Origin of the sequence: Longimicrobium sp., assembly GCA_036389135.1 — a bacterium.
In the GTDB taxonomy this organism is placed as follows: domain Bacteria; phylum Gemmatimonadota; class Gemmatimonadetes; order Longimicrobiales; family Longimicrobiaceae; genus Longimicrobium.
On sequence record DASVQP010000052.1, the window covers coordinates 22,004 to 48,943 of the forward strand.

Annotated in this window: 21 protein-coding genes; 8 read left to right on the plus strand and 13 right to left on the minus strand. The window is 70.2% G+C overall.

Features of this window, described 5'->3' with window-relative positions; all coding sequences use genetic code 11:
* Positions 1–61: 61 nt before the first annotated feature.
* The 8 genes from VF584_12730 to VF584_12765 form a co-directional block, all read right to left on the minus strand.
* Complete coding sequence (locus VF584_12730; protein HEX8211030.1) at positions 62–1,645, minus strand: patatin-like phospholipase family protein; 1,584 nt, start codon at positions 1,643–1,645, stop codon at positions 62–64.
* A gap of 122 nt (positions 1,646–1,767) precedes the next feature.
* A complete protein-coding gene (locus VF584_12735; GenBank protein HEX8211031.1) occupies positions 1,768–2,271 on the minus strand; it encodes a hypothetical protein in 504 nt (167 codons plus the stop codon).
* On the minus strand, positions 2,271–3,326 hold the full coding sequence (locus VF584_12740; GenBank protein ID HEX8211032.1) for an AAA family ATPase: 1,056 nt from the start codon (positions 3,324–3,326) through the stop codon (positions 2,271–2,273). Before VF584_12740 ends, VF584_12735 begins: the two co-directional genes overlap by 1 nt.
* A gap of 388 nt (positions 3,327–3,714) precedes the next feature.
* Positions 3,715–4,452, minus strand: a complete 738-nt coding sequence (locus VF584_12745) for a class I SAM-dependent methyltransferase (protein ID HEX8211033.1) — start codon at positions 4,450–4,452, stop codon at positions 3,715–3,717.
* Between the two features lie 166 nt (positions 4,453–4,618).
* On the minus strand, positions 4,619–5,227 hold the full coding sequence (locus VF584_12750) for a plasmid pRiA4b ORF-3 family protein (protein ID HEX8211034.1): 609 nt from the start codon (positions 5,225–5,227) through the stop codon (positions 4,619–4,621).
* A 142-nt stretch (positions 5,228–5,369) separates the two neighbouring features.
* Positions 5,370–7,415, minus strand: coding sequence for a helicase-associated domain-containing protein (locus VF584_12755; protein ID HEX8211035.1), 2,046 nt, complete (start codon positions 7,413–7,415; stop codon positions 5,370–5,372).
* Between the two features lie 318 nt (positions 7,416–7,733).
* On the minus strand, positions 7,734–8,609 hold the full coding sequence (locus tag VF584_12760; protein ID HEX8211036.1) for an ion transporter: 876 nt from the start codon (positions 8,607–8,609) through the stop codon (positions 7,734–7,736).
* Positions 8,600–8,863: a DUF3892 domain-containing protein gene (locus VF584_12765; GenBank protein ID HEX8211037.1), complete on the minus strand. Its 264-nt coding sequence runs from the start codon at positions 8,861–8,863 to the stop codon at positions 8,600–8,602. Before VF584_12765 ends, VF584_12760 begins: the two co-directional genes overlap by 10 nt.
* Positions 8,864–9,061: 198 nt before the next feature.
* On the opposite strand from VF584_12765, the gene carB reads away from it, so the two are divergent.
* On the plus strand, positions 9,062–12,283 hold the full coding sequence (gene carB, locus VF584_12770) for a carbamoyl-phosphate synthase large subunit (GenBank protein ID HEX8211038.1): 3,222 nt from the start codon (positions 9,062–9,064) through the stop codon (positions 12,281–12,283).
* Positions 12,284–12,415: 132 nt separating this feature from the next.
* On the plus strand, positions 12,416–13,810 hold the full coding sequence (locus VF584_12775; protein ID HEX8211039.1) for an alpha/beta fold hydrolase: 1,395 nt from the start codon (positions 12,416–12,418) through the stop codon (positions 13,808–13,810).
* Between the two features lie 129 nt (positions 13,811–13,939).
* Here the strand turns inward: VF584_12775 and VF584_12780 are convergent, their stop codons facing one another.
* From VF584_12780 to VF584_12800, 5 genes are all read right to left on the minus strand, one after another.
* The gene (locus tag VF584_12780; protein ID HEX8211040.1) at positions 13,940–14,422 is read right to left on the minus strand and encodes a hypothetical protein; all 483 of its coding nucleotides are present in this window, start codon (positions 14,420–14,422) and stop codon (positions 13,940–13,942) included.
* Positions 14,423–14,510: 88 nt separating this feature from the next.
* The gene (locus VF584_12785) at positions 14,511–15,494 is read right to left on the minus strand and encodes a hypothetical protein (protein HEX8211041.1); all 984 of its coding nucleotides are present in this window, start codon (positions 15,492–15,494) and stop codon (positions 14,511–14,513) included.
* 189 nt (positions 15,495–15,683) lie between these two features.
* Positions 15,684–16,067, minus strand: a complete 384-nt coding sequence (locus VF584_12790) for a response regulator (protein HEX8211042.1) — start codon at positions 16,065–16,067, stop codon at positions 15,684–15,686.
* Positions 16,068–16,663: 596 nt separating this feature from the next.
* Positions 16,664–17,272: a biliverdin-producing heme oxygenase gene (locus VF584_12795; GenBank protein HEX8211043.1), complete on the minus strand. Its 609-nt coding sequence runs from the start codon at positions 17,270–17,272 to the stop codon at positions 16,664–16,666.
* A gap of 128 nt (positions 17,273–17,400) precedes the next feature.
* The gene (locus tag VF584_12800; GenBank protein ID HEX8211044.1) at positions 17,401–18,258 is read right to left on the minus strand and encodes a metallophosphoesterase; all 858 of its coding nucleotides are present in this window, start codon (positions 18,256–18,258) and stop codon (positions 17,401–17,403) included.
* Positions 18,259–18,421: 163 nt separating this feature from the next.
* Here VF584_12800 and VF584_12805 point away from each other — a divergent pair, with 163 nt between their 5' ends.
* The 6 genes from VF584_12805 (at position 18,422) to VF584_12830 (ending at position 26,940) form a co-directional block, all read left to right on the plus strand.
* A complete protein-coding gene (locus VF584_12805) occupies positions 18,422–19,402 on the plus strand; it encodes a MoxR family ATPase (GenBank protein ID HEX8211045.1) in 981 nt (326 codons plus the stop codon).
* A 404-nt stretch (positions 19,403–19,806) separates the two neighbouring features.
* Positions 19,807–20,709: a DUF58 domain-containing protein gene (locus VF584_12810; GenBank protein ID HEX8211046.1), complete on the plus strand. Its 903-nt coding sequence runs from the start codon at positions 19,807–19,809 to the stop codon at positions 20,707–20,709.
* A 4-nt stretch (positions 20,710–20,713) separates the two neighbouring features.
* A complete protein-coding gene (locus VF584_12815; protein HEX8211047.1) occupies positions 20,714–22,117 on the plus strand; it encodes a BatA domain-containing protein in 1,404 nt (467 codons plus the stop codon).
* Between the two features lie 235 nt (positions 22,118–22,352).
* The gene (locus VF584_12820) at positions 22,353–24,632 is read left to right on the plus strand and encodes a hypothetical protein (protein HEX8211048.1); all 2,280 of its coding nucleotides are present in this window, start codon (positions 22,353–22,355) and stop codon (positions 24,630–24,632) included.
* Entirely contained in the window at positions 24,629–25,309 is a 681-nt protein-coding gene (locus tag VF584_12825; GenBank protein ID HEX8211049.1) for a DUF4159 domain-containing protein, read from the plus strand. The genes VF584_12820 and VF584_12825 overlap by 4 nt, the downstream gene beginning before the upstream one ends.
* Positions 25,306–26,940: a hypothetical protein gene (locus VF584_12830; protein HEX8211050.1), complete on the plus strand. Its 1,635-nt coding sequence runs from the start codon at positions 25,306–25,308 to the stop codon at positions 26,938–26,940. The genes VF584_12825 and VF584_12830 overlap by 4 nt, the downstream gene beginning before the upstream one ends.

The following is a 26,940-nucleotide window of genomic DNA, read 5'->3' on the forward strand; positions in this document are numbered from 1 at the left end:
GAAGAGCGACGGGGGCGGACCGGATGACCGGTCCGCCCCCGTTTCGCCATGAGCCGCGGTTTCAGGCGGTAGCGTTGTAGCCGTCCCACTTGCCGCGCAACCGGTCGAATAGCTCGCGGACCGGCGAGCCGGCCGGGCCGCCATCGGGGCCGTGCCGCTCCACGATGAGGCGCAGGAGCGAGAAGGTGGCCGTGGCCGCGCCGACGCGCTCCAGCGTGGGGAGCTGCCCGGGGGAGTCGAACCAGAGAGTGGTGGACATCGTGTCAACGCGGCGCACCGCGTCCACCAGCTGCTGCGAGGGGCGCAGCCAGGGGACCTCGCCGTACAGCTTCGGGTGGGGCTCGTCGAGGCCGTACAGCAGCACCATCGCCCGCTTCTTCTCGTAACGCGGGTTGCCGAAGACGCTGGCCTGAACCAGCCCCCTCACCCGCTTCATGAACACGTTGGAGGTGAGGGAGAGCAGAGACAGCGCGCGCAACTCCACCAGGACCATGGCCTCGGTGAGCGTCAGATCGCGCAGGTCTTTCCAGGCGTGGGCGATCTGCACCTGCGTGCGCAGGCGCGTCCGTACCTCCAGCGCCGTCCGCCGCGCCTCGATCAGCGCCGCGATGGTGGCGATGCACAGGATCCCCGGCACCACGTACACCAGGATGTCCTGCCACTGCCATCCGTTCCCGCTCCGCTCCCGCCACGCGTGCACCCCCAGCGCCGCCACCGATGCTGCCGCCAGCACAAAGAGCAGCCGCCCGGCCCATGCAGCCATCCGCAGCGTGAACCATCCGCGGCGTGGCGCGGGAGGGGTGACATACAGCGCCGCCTGCCGCGTGTTGGTGTCGGAGATCAGCAGGGTGTCGGCCTCGCCGTGCTCGTTCGCGCGGACGACGCTCTCCACCCCCTGGTTGTCGTAGATGCCGCCGTCCATCAGCGGGAGCGCCGGCTCGAACTTCGTCCCCAGCTCTTGCCGGACGCGCTCCAGCACGCCCGGCGCCCAATGGAACTCGTCGGGGAAGAGGATCGGCTCAAAGCCCCCGGGGAAGCACGACGATGCTGCCACCACGTCCGCCAGCCTGACCTGCGCGGCCACGTCGTGCGGCACCGGGAAGTTGCCGTTGCCGACCCTCACGTCAGGATTGCGGCTGCGGCGGAAGCGGAAATCGAGGCCGCTGCGGAACTCGGTGGAGTTGAAGATGATCTCGGCCGGGATCCCTTCGCCGTCGAGCACCTCGCCCAGGCGCCGGTCGCCCAGGAAGTTGGGTGCGGCGTAGACGGCCGCGGCGCAGCGGATCAGGCTCGGATTGGAGCGCACATCCCCGCGCGGGTGCGACGTGAGCCGCCCCAGCGCCTCACGCACCACGTTGGTGGCCGTCAGCCACGCGCGGAACCGCTCGCGGAACTCGTCGAACGCCACCCCGTCCAGCAGCGACACGACCCACTTCATCCCCACGATCGTCCCGCCCGAGACGGTGGAGAGCGCGGCCACATTGCGCAGCAGCCCCACCTCGCTCAGCAGCCCCAGCACCCCCAGGTGGAACCCCGCCGCCCGGTACCCCCCGCCGGAGAGCGAGAGGCCGATGGGGCCGAGGGGGGTGTACGGGCCGTTGGACGGTTCGGCCGGCGGTACAGCGAGCCGAGAGAGTTCCGTCATTTGAACGCTGAGGTTCGGCAGGGTCCGCGCATCATGGATTCTACAGAGGAGTTGCGGCGGAGACGCTCGCCGCCGAGCACATGGCGATGAGTTCCACGGTGCAGTGTGGATTGTTTTGGTCGCTAAGCTACGTTCCAATCGCACCCGGCCATTCGGGCGCTAGAGCACACACGAGGGTGTGGGTCGACTGGCTTCAGGCACTGTTTGAGGCGCTGCAGAACGTTAGCAGCATCGAGAGAAGGGGAGAACAACTTCGATGTGCGACCTGCCGCTTCCAGGTGCAGAACGACACGAATCCGATCACGACGGAGCGCCGCTTGAGCTGTGGCACGCTCCGTCGCGTCGTTGGCGTTGACGCGAGCCGCGGCGAGTGCGGCGAGGGTGTCGCGTACCTTGCTCGCGACCTCCTCCGCCACATGTCCGCTTTTCGTGCGGCGCTGGTGTCGGTAATCCTTGATCTCGATGAGCCAGCAGCAGTCTTGCTCAATCGCGAGGATGTCGATCGCCTTGGCTCCTCCGCAAATTCCCTGGAACTGGTTTCGGTAGAAGCTCCACTCGTCAAACTTAGTCGCGGTCCAATTGGCCGGGAAGGTGAAGCTCAACCGACCTTCAGTGATCACGGGCATCAACCGACCTCGGCGTCCATGTAACGGTCAGATTGACTCAGCTCCTCTTCCAGCGCGTCGATGTGCCCAATGTCGTCTGCTGTGCGTCCCTGATCGACTACTACGCCACTCACGTTGCGGTGGAGCCCGATGAAGCGCGTGGCCGTTCCGCTGAAATCATTGGATTGGAGGAGTATGCTGATCTCCCGCAGCAGAAACAAACTGTGCGTGGCGATGAATACCTGGATACCGCTGTTGGCAAGGTGAAGAATTGTACGAGCGATCACCTTGATCGTCTTCGGATTCAAATTCGATTCCGGCTCGTCCCAAAAGAGAAACCCCTTGTCTACGAGCGACCCGGTCGCGATCAGCCTGGCGATCATCGCGAGCTTTCGTAGGCCTTCCGCAACGAGGTGGATCTCCATGCTCACACCGTTGGAGTTCAGATAAAACCTTCCGGCTTTGTCCGTCTCCACCTTGCCTTGCATCGCCTTTTCGAGCGGCTCGAGAAGCGCCTTAATCTGCCGCTCCCTGGGGCCTCGGGCTAGCGGCGCGCCGAGGAGAACGCTGGTGTCTCGCCATGTCTCGTCAAAGGGAAGATAGCTCGTTTCGTACAGCGAAACGAAACCTGGATAGAGTGTGAGGAGTTCGCGGGTGGGGAGATACACGGGCAGCCGGTCAATCCAAGCGGACGGTGTCTTGTCGATCAATACCTCCTCTTTGCTGATCGTGCTGAACGAGAAGTCGAAATCGTGTACAGGCTGGTCGAAGCGGCACGCAACGGTAGAGCGCTGCCGCCCTCGCCGATCTCTTCGTGCGAGCCGACCGAGGTCGTCTGGACGAAACACCGCCACAAGCTTCTGGGCGATGCTGCTCTGGAGATGTGTTCTGCTTGGGCGAGACACCGCGACGTGCGCGGCACCCCGCGCGAGCACGTAGATCGCGGAGTACGCGAGCTTGAGAGCGTGGGTCTTTCCGGTTCCGTTCTCTCCTACGAACACGTTGAGTCCTGGCGCGAACTCAAACGTCGCCTCTTTGAAGGAAGTGAAGTTCTTCAGCGCCATGGAAGCAAGCATCGTGAGCTCCTTTGGGATGCGCGTGGCACCTGGTTGGTCGGGAGGGGTGCAGAGGCGGGGTCGTTGGATTCCCACGGCTAGCGTGGCGCAACGTAAGACGCTTCAGGACGCGCGAAGGATCGGCCTCGGCTCGGGGGGGGGCGCAACGTCTGCGCATCAGTAGAGCGAACCATTCCCCCGGCCGCAAGTGCGCTTGCCACCGGGACGCAAGCTTGTCTGGCCGCACAGGTTTCCGGGAGTCGTCGTGTTCCGAGGGCCCCCGGCTGCAGGTGTATTGCGGAGTTTGTGGGCGCTACCTCGCGGCAACCTGAACTCCAGCAAACTCAGGAGGTTGTCGGTTCGCTGCTAGCCGGGGTCCCCCATAGCGCGAGTGTCGCAATTGTGGCTCTTACTTCTCGCAGAGGACGTGCATCGCAGAGGGTGCGGCGAGGTATTCGTCCCAGAAGCCCTGACCGCGCTTGTGTTCCGAATCTGGAGGGATCAGGAAAGGCTCGATTTTGCACGAGCAAAATCCCGCGCTTCGGAATGCCTCCTCGTACACTTCCCAGGGCCACCAGTAGAAGTCGAACTCCACCGTTTTCTCACCGAGGAACAGCGTGCCGCGGAGGTTTGCGCCCTCGTTGAGGGTTTCGTCCAGGAGGCGGAAGCTGAAGCCGTATTTGCGGTGGTCGACGACGGGTTGCGGCGGCCGGAGCGGATTGGCGATGCTCGCCACGAAGGGCTGGCCAGGCGCGAGGTTGTCGTAGACCGTCTGCGCCATCTGGTGCAGTCGCTCGCGGCTCTCCGCATAGTGCAGGAGGTACGCGGCCGCGACACGATCAAACGGGCCGATTGCACCCAGCGTCGCGGCATCCGCGACACGGTACTCGATGCCGAGAGGCTGCGCATCCTCCTGTTGCTGCGCAAGCGCGATCATCTGCGGTGAGATGTCGACGCCCACCACGCGCGCAGCCCCCCACCGCTTGATGAGGCGAGTGCCCATTCCGTCGCCGCAGGCCAGGTCCAGGACGGAGAGACCGGTGAGGTCACCGAGGCGGAGGCGCAGCGAGTACCACTCGGCGTCCCGGAGCGGCACGGCGGCGGAGATCTTCTGATAGTCGAGGGCGATGGTGTCGTACTGTGTCACGCGTTCCTCACCGAATTCGTCTGCGGACGTTGAACGAGCGGCGCCAGAATTTAGCTGGAAGGGAAGGGGGCGCCAGACGTCGGCTGCTTCTGCACGACCACAGCCAGCCGTGAACCTCTGTTCCGTGCTGGATGCGCGGATCACTGACGGCCGGACGGAGCCTTGCTCAGATGGCGCCCCACGCCGCGGCCAGCGCCAGATTGTTGCGGGTGGTGCGCACGTCGAACCGTTCGGGATCGTAGTCGCCCGACCAGAGGAGATAGGTCTTGTGCTCCGGGTGATGCGGATCTGCGAGGGCTTGGAGCATCTCCGCATAGCCGTGCGGTCCGCCGCAGTCCTCGGGCGGTCCTGCGCGGTCCCCCGCGTCCAGCTCCGGGAGCATCTGATCGTCCATCGGCGCGGCGATGGACACGCCCTCCACATCGATCTCGTGCACCCAGTCGTCGCCGAAGTCGTACGTGTAGGTGAACCGCGCGCCGTTGCCCAGCCCCAGGTCGCGCAGCCGCACGGCCGTCGAATCTTCGTCTTCCGCATCCTCGTGGGGCGCTTCGAAGCGGCGCTCGCCGATCTCGAAGCTGTACAGGTGGTAGTCCAGCCATCCGAACGCCATCTGGATCACACGGTGCAGCTGGTGGAGCGTGTATGCGTCCGGCACGCGTACGCGGCGCCAGATCGGCGGCTCGATCTCCGCCAGAGCGATGCGGAGCTGCAGCAGGCGCGGTGTGGGCTTGCGGCCACGGCGCGCGGGTAGTTCAGTACGATTTCGAGGTGGCATACAGTCCAAAGTAATCGGTGGGCGCGCCATCGGCACGCTGGCGCGTGTCCACGACAGAGTCAGCTATCGTGCGCGCCGACTTCCAGAGCATCCGCCTTTGCGAAGGCGGTGGAGCTCGACCATCGCGGCGTACATCTCCGCTCTACGTAGACGCCACGAAAATCCCGCGTTCGCGCAGGCGCTTGACGAGAGCGGCATGCATCTTTGCGTCGCCGTCCAGGCGCAGCAGCGTGGGGCTCACCGGAGTCACGTGCGCGCCGCCCAGCGCCCGCACCCGGGCCGCCGTTTCCGCATCGGGGCAGTTGATGAGGACGGCGGGGGCGATGTGCACCGTCCGCGCGGACTGCACCCAGTCCCGCACCTGCCGCAAGACGTTGGCGGGGATCTCGCCGCGCGAAGCCGATCGCAGCGTATCCAGCACCTGATCGGCGGACATCCCCTGCTCCGCCGCGCGGAAAATCGAGGCGCGGGTCAGGCGGAAGATCGCGCCCACTCCCGAGCCCGTCCGCTCCGCCATGCGGCCCAGCTCCGCCTCCGCGTGCGGCGCGGGCGCAAGGAAGACGACCTCGAAGTCGGGCTGCACCACCACGTCACCGCCGCCGGGCTCGGCCGGTATCTCGAAGTCTTCCGCCTCGCCGAGCAGGTACCGTCCCGCGTCGGTAAGCCCGAACGCAACGTCGTGTTTCCCCGCCTGGGCCAGCGTGGCGCATCCCAGCGGGACGAGTCTGCTCGCCAGGAAGCCCAGGAGCATGCCGCCCCACGCGTTCTCCCACCCCTCGACCGTATGGGGGGTGCCGCGCCAGTAGTGGCTGGCTGGTAGCAGAGGTCCCTCAGCCCCCAGGAATGGATTGCGCTCCCGCGCGTGGTAGTGGATGAAGTCGGTCGCGGAAACCATTTCGCCAGCCGGAACCGAGAGAAAGGCGGCCGAGAGCGCGTCCCGCAAGTCGATCTTCGCGCCGTCCACCGCAAACCCTAGCGGCGCGCCGAAAAAGTCCGGTCCGCCCGCGCTCCCGTGCGCGGACGGGACGCGCTGAGAAAGCGCGCGCAGCGCGGACAGCACCGCCTTGAGCCGCTCCCCCGCGCCAACGTTGAGCCAGGCGCGGCCGGAGCGGGTGGAAGCGTATTGCAGGCGCCCGCCGGAAGATTCCACGCGCGCGAGCCGCAGCAAGCTCGCCAGCTCGGCCGCGGACTCGATGCGCTTGGTGGCGTCCGCGGAGTCGCCCTCTCCCGCCCCGGCCTTGCCGGTTATGAGGGGGTATCCTGTGGAGGCGAAGCGCTCCACCCACGACGGGGCCGTGGCAAGGCGCGCGGCGATGGCCCGTTGCGAGCGCACGTACATCGACCGGTCCGCGGCACGGAGTGCGATGGGCTCCGTTGCCGCCTCCACGAGTACCGCCACCATGTCGCCCACCCGGAACGGCGCCGCGAAGACTTCCCCCGCCTGCACCGGCCCGGGCGGCGGCAGCGGGCCCGCCGCGCGCACGGCCACTCCGGGGAGCAGCCCCACCACCACGCTCGCGTCTCGCCTCATGGAGACGAACACGAGCAGGTAGCGCAGTCCCGCGGCCAACGCCGCGGTGAGGTTGTGCGGGCTCGTCTCCGGCACCAGCTCGCGAATCTTGCTCAGCGGCACCCCGCGCGGATGGCGGGCCAGCTCCGTCACGAGCGCGCGCAGCGCCGCGGCCACGGCGGGAAACACCAGGCGCGGGCGGTCCTCCGCCGTCATCCGCGCCTCTTCCCACTTCATCATCTCCGCGTGAGACCCGGCCGCCAGGAAGCCGCGCAGCCACGCGACGGACGACACCACCTCGGCCGCCAGCTTGCGGTCGCGCGGCTCGTAATAGCCGCGTCCGGGCGCGGCGATGCGGAGCGCCTGGAGCGAGTTCATCTGGTCGTCCAGGTACGCCTGCCGCAGCGCCGGCTCGGAGAGCGGCGCCAGCCGGTCCGCCGCCCGCAGCGCGATCAGCAGCGGGCGAAGTCTGGAGTCCAGCGCGTACAGGGTGCCGCGGCCGGTGGGGGCCACGAGCAGCCCGGCGTCCCGCAGCTCGGCTCCCCCATCGAGCGACTCGAGCGTGAAGCCCTGCCCCGGGCGGATCCCGATGAACGCGCGCCGCGCCGCGGGCGAGAGCGCCTCCCACCGCGGCAGCGCTTCCAGCACCTCCTGCCAGTCCAGCTCGTGCAGCTTCAAGCGCCCACCTCCTACCCCTTTCGTCAGTGCGCCGCCGGTTCTGATTGCGAGAGCAACAGCTACGGCGCGTGGCCGCGTCCCGGGTGGCACCCCCCGCTGTGCTGGCGCGGTGTTGCCCCGGAGATCGGCGGACACGGTACTGTCTGAGGAGTGCTTCGACAACCGTTGAGGCGCGGATCCCGGTCGTTGCGTCACCACACGGACCAGATCAGTTCGGTCGCAAACGCGGCTCTGGCCCGTCCGCGGTCGGAGATTGCTAGCGTGGCGCGGCTGTCCGCACGCTGTGCTACTCTCCCGCCGCCAACTATCGAACGCTGGTCAGCGCGCCGGCTTTCCGCAGTGGGGGCATGCCTGCGGGATGCGTGAGCCCTGGGCCGCTTCCACCAGGCCCGCGCCGAGTATGGCGGTGGGGAGCGCGAACAATCCGACGCCGAGAAGCGCAAGGCATCCGCCCGCCACACGTCCCAGGGCGGTCACGGGATAGACGTCGCCATAGCCCACGGTAGTGAGGGTGGCGACGGCCCACCACATGCTCGCAGGAATGCTGGAGAACTTGTCCGGTTGCGCCTCGTTCTCGGCGAAGTACATCACCGATGAGGCGACGACGAGCAGCACGGATGTCAGCGCGATGCTCATGCCCAGTTCCTCGCGCTTGGCTTGCACCACGCACCGGAAGAGCCTCAGAGCCGCCAGGTACCTGCCGGCCTTGAGCACGCATACGAGCCGGAACAGCCGCAGCACCCGCAGCACGCGCGCGTCAGCCATGCCGAGCGTCAGGAGGAACGGCGCTACTACCAGCAGGTCTACCAGCGAGAGGGGCCGGATCGCCCAACGCAGCCGTCCGCGCACGGCTCCGCTCAACTCCGGATCTTCCACGCACGACCACAGGCGGGCGGCGTACTCCGCCAGGAACACGAGAACGGAGCACGCCTCGAAAACGGCGAACGCGGCTCCGAAGCTCGTCCTGATCGGCTGGACGGACTCCAGGACCATGGCCGCGACGTTTGCCGCGATAAGGGTGAGGATGAAAAGGTCGAACCGGCGGCTGAGCGCGTCACCCGGCCGCGCCGGTTCCAGAACCTCCCAGACGCGGCGCCGCACGCTCTTCGGGGGGGCGGAAGAGCGTGCGGCTTCGTGAACCGCCACGGGCAAAACGCCGGCCGGCCGGCGTTCCTGCGCGACGTTCAGGGGCACTCCTTCAGGCTCAGGAGGTTGTTCGGTTCGCTGTCGTCGGCCTTCGTCTTCAGGTACTTGACCCCGTTTCGAGTCGCCACGACGACGTCCACCTTCTCGCCGTCCTGGCTCACGTAGTACGACTCATGGTCGCCCTCGATATTGCTGATGGCGGCCTGCTGCGTATGCTTCCACCCTGCGCCGCCGACGTGCGTGATGCGCTCGTACTTGCTCTCGCGGTCGTTCTTGTTGATGCACGTGATCTGCTTAGCCATTTCAGCCTCCGGAGGGTAGCGACGAAGACCCCTTCCTGCGTCACTCCCTCTGTCGGACAGGCGCGCCGCGTTTCCGCGCCGTCCGTCTTTCCCCCCGCAAGCTCACCTCCTATATTCCCCCCTGACCGACAACTCCGTCCGGCACCACGCGCCGGCTCGTCCGACCGCGGATGGGCCGGCGCGCGCACGCACAGATTGATGCCCAAGCGCACCGACCTCCAGAGCATCCTGATCCTCGGCTCCGGGCCCATCGTCATCGGGCAGGCGGCCGAGTTCGACTACAGCGGGACGCAGGCCGTACGGGCGCTGCGCGAGGAGGGGTACCGCGTGATCCTGGTCAACAGCAACCCGGCCACGATCATGACCGACCCCGACCTCGCCGACGCCACCTACATCGAGCCCATCACACCCGAATGGGTGGAGCGGGTGATCGAGAAGGAGAAGCCCGACGCCATCCTCCCCACCATGGGCGGGCAGACGGCGCTTAACGTGGCGCTGGAGCTGCACGACACCGGCGTGCTGGCCCGGCACGGTGTGGAGCTGATCGGCGCCAACGCGCGCGCCATCCGCATGGCGGAGGACCGCAGCGAGTTCTCCAAGGCGATCTCGCGGATCGGGCTGCGGCTGCCGCACGGGGGGTTCGCGCGCTCGCTGGACGAGGCGCTGCGGATCGTGGAGGACACCGGTTACCCCGCCATCATCCGCCCGTCGTTCACCATGGGTGGAACGGGGGGCGGGATCGCGTACAACCGCGCCGAGTTCGAGGAGCAGGTGCGCCGCGGCATCGACCTGTCGCCCGTGAGCGAGGTGCTGGTGGACCGCTCGGTGATCGGGTGGAAGGAGTTCGAGCTGGAGGTGATGCGCGACGGGGCGGACAACGTCGTCATCATCTGCTCCATCGAGAACTTCGACCCCATGGGCGTGCACACCGGCGACTCCATCACGGTGGCGCCCGCGCAGACGCTGACCGACGTGGAGTACCAGAAGATGCGCGACGCCGCCATCGCCATCATCCGCGAGATCGGGGTGGAGGCGGGGGGGTGCAACGTCCAGTTCGCCGTGAACCCCGCCGACGGCGAGCTGCTGGTGGTGGAGATGAACCCGCGCGTGTCACGCTCCTCCGCGCTGGCGTCCAAGGCGACGGGGTACCCCATCGCGCGCATCGGGGCGAAGCTGGCCGTGGGCTACACGCTGGACGAGCTGCCGAACGCCATCACCCAGACCACGCCCGCGTCGTTCGAGCCGGTGCTGGACTACGTGGTGGTCAAGTTCCCGCGCTTCGCCTTCGAGAAGTTCCCCGCCGCCGACGCCACGCTGGGCGTGCAGATGAAGGCGGTGGGGGAGTCGATGGCCATCGGGCGCACCTTCAAGCAGGCGTGGCAGAAGGCGATCCGCGCGCTGGAGATCGGGCGCAGCGGATGGGAGACGGGCTCGCTGGCCGACGACCGCGTGCCGGACGAGACGGACGAGTCGCTGCGCCGCGCCCTGCGCCGACCCACGCCGGAGCGCGCGTTCCAGATGAAGCGCGCGCTGGAGCAGGGCTTCTCGCAGGAAGAGGTGTCGTCGCTCACGGCGGTCGACCCGTGGTTCGTGGCGCAGCTCGCGCAACTGGTGGACGCCGAGCGGGCGTACGCGGCACTCCCCGAGGTGACGCCCGTCGAGATGCTGCGCATGAAGCGCTTCGGCTTCAGCGACGTGCAGCTCGCCCGCCTGCGCGGCGATACCGAGGACGCGGTGCGCGAGCGGCGCTGGGGGATGAAGATCCACCCCATCTACAACCGCGTGGACACCTGCGCCGGTGAGTTCCCGGCGATGACGCCGTACCTGTACTCCACCTACGCGGAGGAGAACGAGTCCGAGCGCTCGGAGCGGCGCAAGGTGGTGATCCTGGGATCGGGGCCCAACCGGATCGGGCAGGGGGTGGAGTTCGACTACTGCTGCGTGCAGGCCGCGCTCGCCCTGCGCGACGCCGGGTGGGAGTCGATCATGGTCAACTCCAACCCGGAGACGGTCTCCACGGACTTCGACGTCTCGGACAAGCTGTACTTCGAGCCGCTGACGCTGGAGGACGTGCTGGAGATCGTGCGCCTGGAGCAGCCGGATGGCGTGATCGTGCAGCTCGGCGGGCAGACGCCGCTGAAGCTCGCCGAGCCGCTGGAGCGCCTGGGGGTGAAGATCATCGGCACGCCGACCGAGGCGATCGACCGGGCGGAGGACCGCGAGCGCTTCGAGGCGCTGGCCCGCGAGCTGGGGGTCAAGCAGCCGCCCAACGGCCTGGCGGTGTCGGTTGAGCAGGCGGCGGAGATCGCGGAGCGGGTGGGCTACCCCGTGCTCGTGCGCCCCAGCTACGTGCTGGGCGGGCGGGGGATGCGCATCGTGTACGAGGAGGAGGGGCTGCGGCACTACTTCCAGACGGCGGCGAGCGTGAGCCACGAGCGGCCCGTGCTCATCGACCGCTTCCTGGAGGACGCCTTCGAGGCCGACGTCGACGCGCTGTGCGACGGCGAGACGGTGGTGATCGGCGGGGTGATGCAGCACATCGAGGAGGCGGGGATCCACTCCGGCGACTCGGCGTGCGTGCTGCCGCCCTTCATGCTCACCGACGCGCAGATCGAGGAGATGCGCGAGCACACCCGCAGCTTCGCGCTGGGGCTGGGGGTGATCGGGCTGATCAACGTGCAGTACGCCGTCTACGGTGGCGTGGTGTACGTGCTGGAGGTGAACCCGCGCGCGTCGCGGACGGTGCCCTTTGTCTCCAAGGCCACCGGCGTGCCGCTGGCAAGGATCGCGGCGCGGCTGATGGTGGGGGAGAAGCTGGCGAGCTTCGGGTTGCCGGAGGAGATCCCGGTGGGCGGGGTGGCGGTGAAGGAGGCCGTCTTCCCCTTCAACAAGCTCCCCGAGGTGGACCCGCTGCTCGGCCCCGAGATGCGCTCCACGGGCGAGGCGATGGGCTTCGACGACTCGTTCGGGATGGCGTTCGCAAAGGCGCAGATCTCGGCGGGGACGCACCTTCCCAAGGACGGGCGCGTCATCATCACGGTGAACGATCCCGACAAGGCCACGGTGACGCCCATCGCGCGGCGGCTGCACGACATGGGCTTCCGCATCGCCGGCACCGAGGGGACCGCGCGCTACCTGCGCAGCCGCGGCGTGCCGTGCGAGCGCGTCTTCAAGGTGAACGAGGCGCGCCCCAACATGGTGGACCACATCATCTCGGGCGACGTGGCGCTGCTCATCAACACCCCGCTCGGCAAGCAGAGCCAGTACGACGACTACGCCACCCGCCGCGCGGCGATCCAGTACGGCATCCCGTACATCACCACGATGTCCGCCGCCAACGCCGCCGCCGATGCGATCAGTGCGCTGCGCAGCCGGACGCGGGAGGTGAGGTCGATTCAGGAGCGGACGGCGGGGCTGTAGGCGGAACGGTAGGCCTCACACAGAGCCACAGAGGGAACTGAAAGAACGAAAAAGGCGTTCTCTGTGCCTCGCAGTGCCCCTCCGTGTCTCTGTGTGAGGCTTCGTTGTGTACTTTGAAACGAGAGAGAGTTTATGCGTCGATGGCTGGTGGCGGGGCTCGCGCTGGTAGGGCTCGCTTCGGGGGCCGCGGCGCAGGGGACGGGCGCGCGGCTGCCCGGGAACTACAATGGGGCGCTGGATGCGGGGGTGATGAAGCTGCGCCTGGCGCTCTCCATCGAGCGGGGGGCGAATGGCGCGCTCAGCGGGGTGCTGACGAGCGTGGACCAGGGCGGCGCCCGTGTGCCTGTCACGGTGCTGCCGCAGGGGGACACGGCGGTCAGGATCGAGGCGATGGGGGCGGCGTTCCAGGCGCGGATCTCGGCCAACGGGGACACGCTGGCCGGCACGTGGGAGCAGGGTGGCGCGAAGCTGCCGCTCACTCTGGTGCGCGGGGCGGCACTGGCGGCGGTGCCCGCCCGCCCGCAGGAGCCGAAGCGCCCCTTTCCGTACCGCGAGGAGGAGGTCTCGTTCGCGTCGGTGCCGGGGGTGCGGATCGCGGGGACGCTGACGCTGCCGCAGGGGCGCGGACCGTTTCCGGCCGCGGTGCTCATCACCGGCTCCGGGCAGCAGGACCGCGACGAGTCGCTGATGGGGCACAAGCCCTTCCTGGTGCTTTCCGACTACCTGACGCGCCGCGGGATCGCCGTGCTGCGCATGGACGACCGCGGCGAGGGCGGCTCCACCGGCGACTTCGGCGCCGCCACGTCCGCGGACTTCGCGAACGACGTGGAGGCGGCGGTCCGCTTCCTGGCTGCGCGGCAGGACGTGGCGCGGAACAAGATCGGGCTGATCGGGCACAGCGAGGGCGGGGTCATCGCGCCGATGGTGGCGACGCGCTCGCCCGGCGTGGCGTACGTGGTGATGCTCGCCGGCACGGGCATCCCCGGGGATTCGCTCCTGCGGCTGCAGGGCGCGGCGGTGCTGCGATCCTCCGGGGCATCGGAAGAGATGGTGCGGCGCCAGGGCGAGGAGCAGGGCCGCATCTTCGCCGCCGCACGCGCGGGGCGTGACAGCGCGGACGTCGCGCGCCGGATCCGTGCCGCGCTGACGCCCCAGGAGCGCGCCGCAGGCGCCTCGTCGCCGGACTCCATCCCGGCGCAGATGCGGCCGCTACTCGCCCCCTGGTTCCGCTACTTCCTGGCGTACGATCCGCGCCCCGCGCTGCGCCGCCTGACGGTGCCCACGCTGGCGCTGAACGGGTCGCTGGACGTGCAGGTGCCGGCCAGGGAGAACCTCGCGGCGATCGACTCGGCGCTGCGCGCGGCCGGGAACCGCGACTACCGTGTGATGGAGCTTCCGGCGCTCAACCACCTCTTCCAGACCGCCCGCACCGGCTCCCCCGGCGAGTACGCCACGATCGAGGAGACGATGTCGCCCGCCGCGCTGGAGGCGGTGGCGAGCTGGATCGTGCAGCGGTTCGTCCGGTAGCCGCATCGGGCGGGATGCACGAGAGGTACGGAAAGCATGCTCTCCGTACCTCTTTTGTGTGCCTGGTCCACGGCCAGGACGTTTCCTCCACGCCGGGCGAATGCACCGAGGCCGAAACCGGCGCGTTGGTCAGGCGATCGGTGCCTCGGTGAATCCGGCGGCGACTCGGAAACCGGCCTGGTACTTCAGCGTCGGCGGAGCCCTGTACGTGCCCGAGACGTTGTTCCAGCGCCCCAGGTCTCCCTGCACGAACTCGGCCTCGCCCGCGTAGCGGACGTGCAGGCATCGTCCCGACAGCTCGTGGTGGAGTCCCCCTGCCCGCGGCGCGACACGTATCTCGCCGTCAGGCATGGTGACGAAGGCGTAGATTTCGTGTGCGGGCCCCATGTCGACCTGTCCCTGGTAGACACTCCAGAGCTGGCCGTTCACCTGCTTCAGGTGGAGGCCGTTATAGTTGGGCCGTGGACCGGCATGCTGGTTCCATACGGCGTTCGCCTGGTTCAACAGTATTGCCTGAAAGTGCGGTGGCAGTGCCCTGTTGAGCTTGGTCCTGACCAGGGACATCTCGGCCGCAATCGCATCCTGATCAGCGATGAGGTCTGCGTCTGCCATGCAGGGCTCCTGAATTGGGAGTTGTCGTCCGACGGCAACAGGCGGAAGCCGATCTGCTCGGCGCGCGCGGTACGGTGCGGCTCGCCCGCTACCTCAGCCCACGGAAGATCGAGAGGCCAGCGCCGGCAGCAAGGACGAAGAGGAGGATCAGCGCCGCGATCGTCTGTAGCGGGCGAACGCGGAAGGCGTACGCCAGGCGGAGACGCGGAGGGGTGTTCTCCCACACCTGGCGCGCTTCGTCCTCGCTAACCAGCGTGAGCGGGTCGACCTGCATGTCGCGCGTACGGCGATGGTCGAAGCCGAACTGGTAGAAGGCGCCCGCCGAGCCGCTGTAGCCCAGCATGATCTCGTTCTGCACCTGCACCAGCCGCGGCTCCAGCCCCAGCTGGTGCATGAGGCGTACGCCGCGGTCCACGATCCGGTTGACCGTGGGCTCGCCGAGGAGCGCGAGGGCGTCCGGAGTTACGTCGACGTTCGTTCCCGCGGCCACGTTGGACTGGTGCTCGGAGAGGTAGAGGTCGCCCCGAACGTCGTTGAGCGCTCGCCGCAGGTCCCGAACGCCGTTGCGGCCGATGGCGTGGAACCAGTTGCCGCCGACGCGAGCCTGCGCCCAGGCGGTGTCCCACATGTTCAGCAGCTGGGCGGAACCGAACGACTCGAACACCTCTCGGATCGTCGCCGCCAGCCCGTCGTCCCTCATGCGCAGAGCGGCCACCACAGAGCGGCGCAGGAAGTTGTCCGCCAACACGTGCCGCACCTGGAACTCCGGACGGCGGTTGGAGAGGATCTCGTTCTCCAGGATGTTGTGGGCGTTGGCGGTGGTGCCGTGTAGCCCGTACGGCCTGAGCGCGTCCACCTGGTGGCGCGCCGCGATCTCGTTGACCTCCCGCCGCACCGGCGCGCTGAACGGCCCGCGTCGCAGGCTGTGCGGGATGTCGTCTCGGGCGATGAACATGCGGTCCACGTGATTGTCGCGAACCACGGAAGGCGCGCGCCGGGTGAAGCGCCGGTGGATGTTGAAGAGGGCGACGATCAGCATCAGGAGAAGCGTTGCCCCGATGAGGAGGTACAAGCCCGGGTTTTCCTGGGCGTCCTGGTCATCTGGCACGGCGGGCGGGGGCGGGAGGTATGGAGGTCATTGGTAGGCGCCACAATGTTACGCCGGCCGGGGCGTCCGCGCGAGGCTTTCGTACCCCGGGACGCGAAAAGCACGGAGAGCATGCGCGCTCTCCGTGCCACTTTGGTTCCGCGTCGTCTGCGGCTACGGCGTCTGTTCCAGGCCCAGCAGGCGGCGGACTTCGGTGACCACGCGGCGCGGCTCCACGGGCTTGGTGAGGAAGAGGTTGAAGCCGATCTGCTCGGCGCGCGCGCGGTCCGATTCCAGGGCGTGCGCGGTGACGGCGATCACCGGGATGCTCGCCGTGTCAGGATCGGCCTTGAGGGTGCGCGTCGTCTCCCAGCCGTCCATCACCGGGATCGAGATGTCCATCAGGATCAGGTCCGGGCGGTCGTCGCGCACGAGCCGGAGCGCCTCGTGCCCATCGGTCGCCTCCACCACGCGGAAGCCGAAGTGCGCCAGCATCGTGCGGTAGACCACGCGGTTGTCGTCGTTGTCTTCCACCAGCAGGATCGTGTGGCCGGGCATCGCGGGCCTGGTGAGATGCGGGTGGTTGCGGCAGTTGCAGCGGGAACCGTAATCTGATTTCGCGGCCTCACCCTGTCAAACGAATCTTCGCACACAACCACGGAGATCGATGATGTGTGACGAAGTCGAAGCGATCACCGAGAGGGACGGTGAGTGGTTAATCGCCTCGTCGTCGGCGGTGCCAGGCGCGAATGGGAGAACCAGGAAGACACCGGAATGAAGAATCCGGGGTATTTCGGTCAGCGGGCAACTCCCAGATGGAGGTATGATGATGCAGAACGAGTTTACGGCGATCATCCAGCAGGACGAGGGCTGGTTCGTGGCTTATTCTCCCGAGGTTCCCGGTGCCACCGGCCAGGGAAGAGGCCATGGAGAGCCTCACCGCCGCGATCGAGCCGATCCTTGAAGACCGGCGCGAGGACGCACTGCGGGGTCTACCGCACGAGGCGTGGCGATCTACTGTGTCGATTGGATGAAGACTGCCGCACTCCTTCGCTTTCTTCGCCAACATGGCTGTTATCTGAAGAGGGAAGGAGCTGCACACTCACTCTGGACCAGCGCGAGCACAGGCGCAGTCGAAGCAGCCCTCCTCAGGATCAGAACGCACGGTATTCAATTGCGCGGGCGAGCCAGCGCTCCAGCAGGGTGAACGTCTTGTCCGCCGCCTCTACGATGCGGGCGATGCTCTCCGGATGCGCTTCGGCGTACTCGCCGATGGCGGCGGAGAACGACTTCCACATCTCGCCCGTCTCGTCGCCGTAGCCGGCGAAGAAGGCCCCGCCGGTGTCTGGCCCGATGCCCCGGGCGGCGAGGTGGCGGCTGATGACGCGGCCTCCAAGCGTGGCCCCCTCCAGCACGTACATGCACCCCAGGGCCGCCGCCGCGCCCTCCACCTCCGGCACCGCGTCGGCCAGGGGAAGCCGCGCCGGGTCCGTGCCGAGGGTGCGCAGGTCGTGCTCCAGGCGCGGCAGCTTGCGGCGCTCCGCAGGATCCAGCCCCAGCTCGCGCAGCTCCGCCACGGCGGCGAGGCGCGGCTCCAACGCGGCGTGGAAGCCCCAGAAGCCCGCCAGGATCGCCCGGTAGCGCGCCGCGTCCAGCGACGGGTCGAGGAGCGGGAGCGCTTCCTCGGCGCGGTCGTGCGCCGCGCGGGTGCGATCCCGCAGCAGCTCCAGGATGGCGGGGCGGGTGCGTGTGGTTGCTTCCAAGTGCTGATCGGAGTTCGTGTTGGACCAGGCTTCCACAGATGGGCCTCACGCGGAGACGCTGAGGGCGCCGAGGAATCGTCGCGTGCTCGCCTCCGCGTCTCCGCGTCTCCGCGTGAGCCATGCCGTTTTCAGTGGCAGCTCGCGCTACCCTCGTCCAGCGGCGCGCCGGTGGTGGGGATGAAGCGCCAGCGGTAGCCGCTCTCCTCCAGCTCGAAGCGGATGATGCCGATGGACGTGTTCTGCCGGAATTCGCTGTTGGGGGCGACGTTGGCGATGGCATACAGGCTTCGCCCGCCGGTGCCCACGACGAACGACCGGATCCCTCGCGCCGCGTCCGCGCGCCCATCCGGCGCCATGGGGGCGAAGCGCTCGTAGATGTGGTCGTGGCCGGTGAGCACCACGTCGGCGCCCGCCTCGTAGAGCGCGTCCCAGAAGGGCTGCATCGACGCGTTGGCGCCGTGCGGGCCCGAGCTGAAGCGCGGCTTGTGCCAATATGCCAGCGTACAGCGCGCCGGGTGCGCCGCCAGGTCCGCGCGCAGCCACTGGATCTGCGGCGAACCCGGCGTGCGCGGCACCTCGCTGTTGAGCACCACGATGTGCCACGCGCCGAGCTCGTAGCTGTACCATCCCTCGTCCGGATTCCCAGCCGCCGCGCCGAAGTAGGCGTAGTAGGGCGCCGCGTTGGGCGTGGCGTACTCGTGGTTGCCCGGCGTGGGGCGGGTGCGCGCCTTGTGCCGGCCCCAGCTCGGGTCGTAGCAGCGGGCGTACTCCTCCGCCGTCCCGCGCTCGTACGCGTTGTCGCCCAGCACCGCCACGGCGCCCGGCAGCGTGTCGAGGAGCGCGGCGGTGGCCTCGTCTCCCTGCCGCGGGCACTCCGCGATGTCGCCCGCAGCCAGCAGGATGGCGGCTCGCGGCGCTACCGACGCCGGCTCGCGCGAGCAGGCGGCGAGGGTCAGGGCGGCGGCGAGGAGGTGGGTCGTCTTCATCGGATGACTCCGTTCGGCGGATGGAGGGGCGGATCTCGTTCCGCACACCTCGTGCGCGCGCGGCGGGCACTTGCGCGCGGCGGGGGGTGCTGGGATCTTAGCAGGCCGGCAAACGGCTCCTCATCCACTCCACGCGAGGTTGGCTCCCCTGGCTACGGCACAGATGGAGGTCGAAGCGCTCCTGGGCGACACCGCCCGCCTGCGGGCGCAGGTCCAGCGCCGCATCGTGGGCCAGGAGGCGGTGCTTGACGAGGTACTGGTGTGCCTGCTCGCGGGCGGCCACGCGCTCCTGGTGGGCGTCCCCGGCCTCGCCAAGACGCTCCTGGTGCGCACCCTTTCCGAGGCGATGGAGCTGGAGTTCCGGCGCGTGCAGTTCACGCCGGACCTGATGCCGGGCGACATCACCGGCACCGAGGTGATCGAGGAGGACCGCACCACGGGCCGGCGCGCGGCTCGCTTCATCCGCGGCCCCGTCTTCACGCAGGTGCTGCTGGCCGACGAGATCAACCGCACCCCGCCCAAGACGCAGGCCGCGCTCCTGGAGGCGATGCAGGAGGGCCGCGTCACCGTCGGCGGCGAGGACATGATCCTGCCGCGCCCCTTCTTCGTGCTGGCCACGCAGAACCCGCTGGAGCAGGAGGGCACCTACCCGCTCCCCGAGGCGCAGCTCGACCGCTTCATGCTGGACATCCGCCTGGACTACCCGTCGGAGGAGGAGGAGGTGCAGATCCTCCGCGCCACCACCGGCGTCGCGGACCCGGCGGTGGAGCCGGTGCTGGACGCGGAGCGGGTGCTGACGCTGCAGCGGTGGACGCGCGAGGTGCCGGTGGCGGACAACGTCTTCCGCTACGCCGCTTCCCTGGTGCGCGCCACCCGCCCCGGCGACGGCGACGACGAGGTGAAGAAGTGGGTGCGCTGGGGCGCCGGTCCGCGCGCCGGCCAGGCGCTGATTCTGGGCGCCAAGGCGCGCGCCCTCCTCGCCGGCCGCTTCCACGCCACCCTGGACGACGTGCGCCGTGTGGCGCTTCCGGTGCTCCGCCACCGCGTCCTCGTGAACTTCCACGCGGAGGCGGAGGGCGTGACCCCCGACGCCGTCGTCGCGCGCCTGCTGGAGACGGTGGCGGCGCCGAAGAGCGGGTTGTAGGGGGGCCCTCACCCGACAGCTTACAGCTGCCACCCTCTCCCACAAACTGCCGTGGGAGAGGGGACCTGGGGGGCCGGCGCCCGCGGCGGGCGGCGGCGCGCGGGAGGGCACGGGCGGCCACGCGGGGCCGCCCCTACCAGGGTTGCGGTGCGTAGGGCGGGAGTCGCGGTGGAGGAGAGGGCGGGCAGACACGCAGGTCTGCCCCTACGGGATCTGTGCGTTGGGCAAGGGTCGAGCAGGGCAAAGGGTGGGCGCGATGAATCGCGCCCCTACGAGGAATCCGCGCCGACCCACGCCCCCTCTCTCGATAACGGCGAGGGCGCAGCCCTCTCTCGTTATCGGGAGAGGGGGCAGCGAGGAACGAGCGGGGGTGAGGGCCCCCACACAAACCACAGCCACACACCATGCCCGCATCGACGACCGGCTCCTTTCTCCCCCCGCGGCTCCTGGAGCGGCTGGGCGGGCTGGAGATCGTGGCGAAGACGGTGGTGCGCGGCTTCCTGGCGGGGTCGCACCGGTCGCCGCGGCACGGGGCGGGGGAGGACTTCGCCAAGCACCGCGACTACCAGCAGGGCGACGACACGCGTTACCTCGATTGGAAGCTCTTTGCGCGCACCGACCGGCTGCACGTGCGCGAGTACGAGGAGCACTCCAACCTCTCCGCGTTCCTGGTGCTCGACGCCTCTCTCTCGATGGACTTCGCGGATGGCGACGATCCCTCCAAGCTGCGCTACGCCTGCTACGTCGCCGCCGCGCTCGCGCACCTGATGCTCGGTTCGGGCGACGCGGTGGGACTGGCGGCGTTCGGCGCGCAGCCGCAACTCCTCAGCCCGCCTCGCGCGCGCCGCGGCCAGCTCCACGACCTCCTTCTCCAGATGGAGCGCCTGCGCCCGGCCGGCAGCGGGAGCGCGGCGGAGATCCTGGACCGCGTGGGCGGTGCCCTTCCACGCGGCGGGCGCGTCGTGCTTGTATCGGACCTGCTGGAGGATGACGATGGCGACGCCCTGATCGCCTCCGCCGGCCGGCTGCGCGCGCGCGGCGACGAGGTGATCGTAATGCGCGTCCTGACGCGGGTGGAGGCGGGGGAGCGCGGGGGCGGGGCGGGGCTTTTCTTCGATCCCGAGCATCCAGAGCGCGAGATCCCCGCCGTTCCAGAATCCGATGCGGGGTACGCGCGCCGCGTGGCCGAGTACTACGCCCGCATCGCAGACCGGCTGCGCGAGCGTGGGGTCGAGTACGTCGCGCTGACGACCGCGCAACCGGTGGAATCCGCGCTGGCGGCGTGGGCCACGGCCCGGCGAGGGTAGGCGGATGCTGACGATCGGCGCGCCGCTCTTCCTCCTGGCCGGTGCCCTCGCGGCGCTGGTCCCGCTGGCGCTGCACCTGATCCGCAGGCGCCCGCCGACGCGCTCGCCGCTCCCCACCGCGCGCTTCCTGACCGAGGACGCACGCAGCTCAATCCGCGTGAGCCGCCCCACGGACCGCCTCCTGATGGCGCTCCGCATGCTGCTCCTCCTGCTTGCGGGCGCGGCGTTCGCGCGGCCATCGTGGGTCCCGGCGCCACGGGGCACGCGCGAGGTCGTGCTCCTCGACCGCAGCGCAGCCATGCGCCAGGCCGATACGTGGCGCCGAGCCGTGGAGCAGGCGCGCCGCACCCTCCTCGCGCCGGACGGAAGCGCGCGCGGCGACCTCGTCCTCTTCGACACCTCCGCCGTCCACCTCCCGCAGCGCCGGCTCACCGCTGCGACCTTTGATTCGCTCGCTGCCGCCGGCCCCTCCGCCCACCCGGCCAGCTACGCCGCCGCCCTGCGCGCCATCGACCCCGCCGCCCGCACCGTGCGCGGCGCCGATTCGGTGCGCGTTACCGTGCTCTCCGCGCTGCGCTGGGGCGGATGGCGGCCCGGGATGGCCGCGCTTCGGCAAGCCGCCTGGCCCGGCGCGATCCGCCTCCCGTTGGTGGCTTTGCCCAGCCCGCCCGACACCGCCGCGCCGTCGGAGCCGGAGCCGCGCCGGAGCGCCGTGGTGATCGCGTCAGGCGGCGCGGGGCGCTTCGTGATCCCCGCGCTGGAGGCGACCGGCTGGACCACGCGCGCTGTCGACCGACCGTCCTCGCTCCCTGCCGATGCGCGCCTGATCGTCGTCACCCGCCCCGCTGGCGACCTGCGTGCGGTCGCTGAGGCAGGCGCGACGGTGGTCGTGGATGCAGGGGGCGCCGGCTCGCCCATGCCCGGCTGGCTCCCGGTCCAGGGCACCGCGGCCCGCCTCCAGAGCGACGCGGGCGACGTCTGGTTCGGCCCGGACCTGCGACTCCCCGGCGCCACCACCCGCGCCGACATCCGCCCCAAGCGCGGCGCGACGGTCCTGGCCGCGTGGGACGACGGGCGCCCGGCAGTCGTCGCCGCGCGTCTGGGAAAAGGGTGCATAGTATTCGCGGGAACACGCCTCGAGGATGGCGGCCTCCCGCTCTCGCCCGCCTTCCCGCGCGCACTGGAGCGGATGGCGCGCGCCTGCAACCTCGAGCGCACGGGCGATGCGATGCTGCCGCTGGATGCCGGCGCGCGCGCCATCCTCGGGGGTCGCGGCGCAGCCGTGGTCAACGCGGCGGCGGGCGGAGGCGCGGGAAGCGTGTCGCTCGGGCGCTGGCTGATGGCTGCTGCGCTACTGATCGCGCTCGCAGAAACGTTTTTTGCGTACTCGCGCAGGGGTGCCGCATGAGAAAGGGGCTGAGCTTGCGGCAGGAGCGCCTCCCAGGAGCGAATGAATTCGCCGCTGGAATTACGCAAAGTCCGCCTTCGCGGACTGGCTGCGGCCCGCGAGCCCACTTCAGTGGGCTTCCCGTAGTTCCAGCCGGGGGATTCATCCCCCGGTGGTGCGGCACCAATCCCGACCGCCCGGAGCCTGCGAAGGCAGGCTTCCCGCGGTTGTTGCAGCGGTTTCAACCGCCGGCCGCATGAGCACCCGCCTTCTCCCACCCGCCCCCCTCCCGTCCGCGGAGCGCTTGCTCACCCGCGTGCGCGTCGCGTGGCGACGGTCGGTGCTCCTGCGCGTAATGGTAGTGGCGCCGGCGCTGTTCGCGGCGGCGGCGGTGCTGCTCGTGGCGGTGGATCTGGCGATGCCGCTGAGCGCCGCCACGCGCGAGCTGCTACGCTGGCTCCCGCTCGCTCTGGCGGCGGGGGCGCTGGGGTGGGCCGGGTGGCGCGTGGCGCGTCCTCCCACCACGGCGCTGCTGGCGCTGCTGGCGGAGGAGCGCGTCCCCGCCCTCGGCAACCGCCTGGCGACGGCGCTGGAAATGGAGGGCGCTCCAGACGGCCCGGTGCGCCGAGCATTCCTTGAAGACGCCGAGCGGCACCTCGCCGCCGCCGATCTGCGCGGCGTGGCTCCGGCGCGCATGCGGGTGCCCGCGATCGTGCTTGGGGCGTCGCTGGTGCTTGCGGCGTTGTTCGCGCTGCTCCTGCCGAGCGCGGCCGCGGAGGCGTGGGAGCGATGGACCCGCCCGCTCGATGCCTACGAAACGCGCTGGCGCGAGGTGCGCGCGCAGGCGCTGCCACGCTCCGAACCGGCGCCGATCCCGCCCTTCGATGAGTTGCGCTGGCGCATCGAGCCGCCCGCGTACGCCAATCTCCCCGCCTCCACCGGGCGCGGCGATGACGTATTGGGGGCGCTCCCCGGGAGCCGCATTCGCCTCTGGAGCCGCTTCGCCGCGCGATGGAGCGGCGTCGCGGCGTCGCGAATCAGCGGCGGGGTGCTCCCGGTGAGGCGCCGCGGGGGTGAGTGGATCGTGGAGTGGACACAGACTCCCGCGGAGCGGGGCGTGTCGCTTGAGGCGCGCGCCAATGGCCAAGTGGTCGCCCGCCGCGTGCTTCCCGTCACCGTGCTCCCGGACAATGCGCCGGATGTCGCGCTGACGCAGCCGGAGACGGACCTCGTGCTCGCCTCGGGCAGCGGACGAGTCGCCATCCGGGCGACGGCGGCGGACGACTACGGGGTCGGCGATTTCATCCTCACCTGGAGCCGCACGCGCGGGAGTGGCGAGAGCTTCGAGTACGTGGACGGCCAGTGGGCCTTCGCCCGCGTGTCGCGCGGGGGGAAGACGGCGGCGGGCTTGCTCGACCTGGATCTCGCCGCGCTGCAGCTCCAGCCGGGCGACGTCATCCACATCCGGGCCGTGGCGCGCGACCGCAACACCGTCACCGGCCCCGGCGAGAGCGTGTCGCGAACGCGCGTGATCCGCGTCGCGCGGCCCGAAGAGATGGACGAAGTCAACACCGACGTCGGCTTTCCCACCGAGCTGCCGGAGAACCCGCTCCTCAGCCAGCGGATGCTGATCCTGCGCACCGAGCGGCTGCGTGCGCGGATGCGGGCGATCTCCGCGGGCGAGCTGCGCGAGCAGAGCGCCGACATCGGCCACGAGCAGAGCCGGTTGCGCGAGCGCGTAGGCGAGCAGGTCTTCACCCGCGCCACCGGCGGCGTGCAGGACCCCTTCGCGGACCTCAGCTTCACCGAGACGGCGGGCGCCGGCCACGCGCACGAAGCGGAGACGCCTGCCGCCGGCCCGCCGCCGTCGCGCGAGGCGGAGGTGCTGGAGGAAGCCAGCGAGGCGACGGGGAAGGGCACGGCGGACGAGGTCACGCACAAGCACGACGCCGATCCCATTCTGGAAGTGAACCGCACCCTGTCACGCATCTACGACCTGATGTGGGCCTCCGAGCGCGCCCTGAACCAGTCTGATCCGGCGGGGTCGCTCGCGCATCAGTACGCCGCGCTGGAGCTGATCCAGGAGATGAGGAAGACGGACCGCCTCCTGCCGCGTGGCAACGTCCGCGTCGACCCGGTCGACATCGCCGCCGCGCGCGGGGAGGGGAAGCTGGACGAGGCGGCGCCGACGGGCCGCGCCGCGGGGGCCACGCTCCCCACCCTCGCTCCGCTGCTGGCGGAGCTGGACCGCGCCGCTGGCGACCTTGGCCGTCGCCCTGCGCGTGTGGCGTCATTGGAGCTGTCGGCGCTGGCCGGGCGCCTTCTGGCCGCTCCCAACGCGGACCGGCAGGGCGCGGCGCTGGTGTCGCAGGCGGCGGGAGAGGCGGCGGCCGGGCGCGTTGATGCCGCAAGCGCCCTGCTGCGCCGCGCCCGCGGACGCCTTGCGCCGGAAGGCGGGGCGCGCACCCGCGTCGTCCCCGCCACCGCGGACCCGGCAGCCGCGGAGTACTTCCGCCGCCTGGGGAGGACGCCGTGAAGCGCCTCCGGGCCGCGGCCGCCGCGTGCCTCCTGGTGCTCGTTGCCGCGTCGGCGCGTCCGGAGCCGTTCATCTGGGCCACCCTGCGCTACGAGTCAGGCGACTGGGACTCCGCGCCGCTGGTGCCGACGAACCTCCTGCACTCGGTGGCGCAGTACACCTCCATCCCCGTCGCCGCGCAGGGGACGGTGGTGGACCTCGCCAGCCCGGAGCTCTTCCGCTTCCCCTTCGTCTACATGACGGGGCACCTCCCGGTGCGCTTCAGCCGCCAGGAGAGCGCGAACCTGAAGGCGTTCGTGGAGCGCGGCGGCTTCCTCTTCATCGACGACCACAACCACGACGTGGACGGCGCCTTCCACAAGACCGCGGTGGCGGAACTGGCGCGCATCTTTGGACCCCGAGCGCTGCGCCCGATCCCCAACGACCACGAGCTTTACCGCGCGTTCTTCACCTTCCCTAAAGGCCCGCCCACCACCAGCCACGAACTGAACGGCTGGGGCGACAACCTGGTCCACGAGCAGCTCCTGGGGATCCAGGTGAACGGCCGCATCGGCATCCTCTACTCGAACAAGGACTACTCTTCCGAGTGGAGCTACCACGCGCGCAACAAGCGCTTCCAGGCCCTGGACAACACGCGCTTCGGGGTCAACATCGTGGTGTACGCGCTGACGCGATGAAGATCGCCGCCGTCCTGCGCGCACTGGTCCTCGCCCTCCTCGCCGCCGCGCTCCTCCACCCGGCCGTCTGGCGCGGCGCCCCCGCATCCGCCCGCCCCCTGCGCATCGGCGACCGCACCGGCGCGGACGAGATCGCGCGCGCCGCCCTGGCCGCGGACGCGCCGCCGCTGCTCGTGCGCGAGTCCGTGCGTCCCCCGACCGCCGCCGAGCTGGACGCCCTCGCCGCCGCCGCCGAGCGCGCGCCGCTCCTGGCCGCACTGCCGGAGGATGCGCCCACCGTCGCCGCCGATGCGCCGGTGAACCCGCGCGCTGGCCGCGCCGCCGCCATCCCCTTCCGCATCCGCGCCGCGCCGCGCGCCGAGGTGACGGTGCGCCTCGCCGATGATGGAGGCGCGCTCGACAGCGTCCGCCTGCGCACCGACGACGGCGGACGAGCCGCGGGCGCCTTCCGGGTGCGACCGGCGCGCGCGGGGTGGCGCGAGTGGACCGTGGAAGCAGCGGATCGCACCACGGCCATCGGCGCCTGGGTGGACACGGCTGGTGCGCCGCGTGTCCTGGTGAGAGCGGGCCTTCCGGGATGGGAGTCGCGCTTCGTCGTGCGCGCGCTGGAAGAATCGGGCGCCGGCGTTGACGTGCGCTTCGATCTCGGCCGTGGGATGGCGGTGGGGCAGGGCGGCGGAGACGCGATCACCCCCGCGCGTCTCGCGGCCGCCGATGCCGTGCTGGTGTTGGACGGCGCACCCCTGAGCGCCGGCGAAGCGGCTCTGCTCGCGAGCTACGCCGCGCGTGGTGGAGGCGTCCTCCTGGCCGGCGACCGCGCGGGCGCCACCGCGTTCGGGACCGTGCGCGGCGGCAGCACCGTCACGCCGGTGGATGCGTCTACAATCCGCTGGACCGCCCCCGCCGAACTGGCCCCGCTCCCCGTCGACCGCATCCGCGTGACCGCCGCCGCCTTCACGGGCACGGGTCCCGCAACGGTGCTGGCCGCCTCCACTCCGCAGGGCGGCCTCCTTGCCCTGCGCCCGCTCGGCCGCGGGCGCGCCGCCTCGCTCGCGATCACCGACAGCTGGCGCTGGCGGATGGAGGGCGGACGCATCGACGAGCACCGCGATTTCTGGCGCGGCCTCGTCGACTGGCTCGCCTCCGCCCCGCGCGATCCCATCACCATCCGCCCCGCCGAAAGCGTCGGCGCGACTGGAGTGCGCCAGGAGGTCGCCATCTTCGCATCCGAGGGCGCCACCCTTCCAATGGCGCTACTTATGACCCGCCCCGGCGCCCCCGGCGACACTCTGCGCCTCGCCGCAGACCCCGCGCGCCCCGGCGTCCTGCGCGTCGCCTTCGTCCCCGCCGCGGATGGCGTCTACGTGCTCAGCGTCCCCGGTACCAGCGCAAGCGCCGGCTTCCGCGCCCGCCGCGGCGCCGATGCGGATGCAGCGTGGGCGCGCCTCTCCCTCATCGCCCACGCATCCGGCGGCGAGGCCCTTCCGCGTGCCGAGCTTGCCCGCGCCGTCGCCGCACGCACGACCGGTATAGATGAGCCGCGCCCGCCGCTGGCCTGGCTCCTCCTCGCCGCCCTCGTCCTCGCTGCCGGAGCGGAATGGACGATCCGCCGCCTTTCCGGCCGCGCCTGA

Coding starts and splice junctions, on each gene's coding strand:
- VF584_12735 (HEX8211031.1), bottom strand. CDS start 2,271: ATGCCCGTGATCACTGAAGGTCGGTTGAGCTTCACCTTCCCGGCCAAT.
- VF584_12790 (HEX8211042.1), bottom strand. CDS start 16,067: ATGCCCGGCCACACGATCCTGCTGGTGGAAGACAACGACGACAACCGC.
- VF584_12780 (HEX8211040.1), bottom strand. CDS start 14,422: ATGGCAGACGCAGACCTCATCGCTGATCAGGATGCGATTGCGGCCGAG.
- VF584_12740 (HEX8211032.1), bottom strand. CDS start 3,326: ATGCTTGCTTCCATGGCGCTGAAGAACTTCACTTCCTTCAAAGAGGCG.
- VF584_12765 (HEX8211037.1), bottom strand. CDS start 8,863: ATGGCTAAGCAGATCACGTGCATCAACAAGAACGACCGCGAGAGCAAG.
- VF584_12730 (HEX8211030.1), bottom strand. CDS start 1,645: ATGACGGAACTCTCTCGGCTCGCTGTACCGCCGGCCGAACCGTCCAAC.
- carB (HEX8211038.1), top strand. CDS start 9,062: ATGCCCAAGCGCACCGACCTCCAGAGCATCCTGATCCTCGGCTCCGGG.
- VF584_12750 (HEX8211034.1), bottom strand. CDS start 5,227: ATGCCACCTCGAAATCGTACTGAACTACCCGCGCGCCGTGGCCGCAAG.
- VF584_12820 (HEX8211048.1), top strand. CDS start 22,353: ATGAGCACCCGCCTTCTCCCACCCGCCCCCCTCCCGTCCGCGGAGCGC.
- VF584_12805 (HEX8211045.1), top strand. CDS start 18,422: ATGGAGGTCGAAGCGCTCCTGGGCGACACCGCCCGCCTGCGGGCGCAG.
- VF584_12810 (HEX8211046.1), top strand. CDS start 19,807: ATGCCCGCATCGACGACCGGCTCCTTTCTCCCCCCGCGGCTCCTGGAG.
- VF584_12830 (HEX8211050.1), top strand. CDS start 25,306: ATGAAGATCGCCGCCGTCCTGCGCGCACTGGTCCTCGCCCTCCTCGCC.
- VF584_12775 (HEX8211039.1), top strand. CDS start 12,416: ATGCGTCGATGGCTGGTGGCGGGGCTCGCGCTGGTAGGGCTCGCTTCG.
- VF584_12815 (HEX8211047.1), top strand. CDS start 20,714: ATGCTGACGATCGGCGCGCCGCTCTTCCTCCTGGCCGGTGCCCTCGCG.
- VF584_12800 (HEX8211044.1), bottom strand. CDS start 18,258: ATGAAGACGACCCACCTCCTCGCCGCCGCCCTGACCCTCGCCGCCTGC.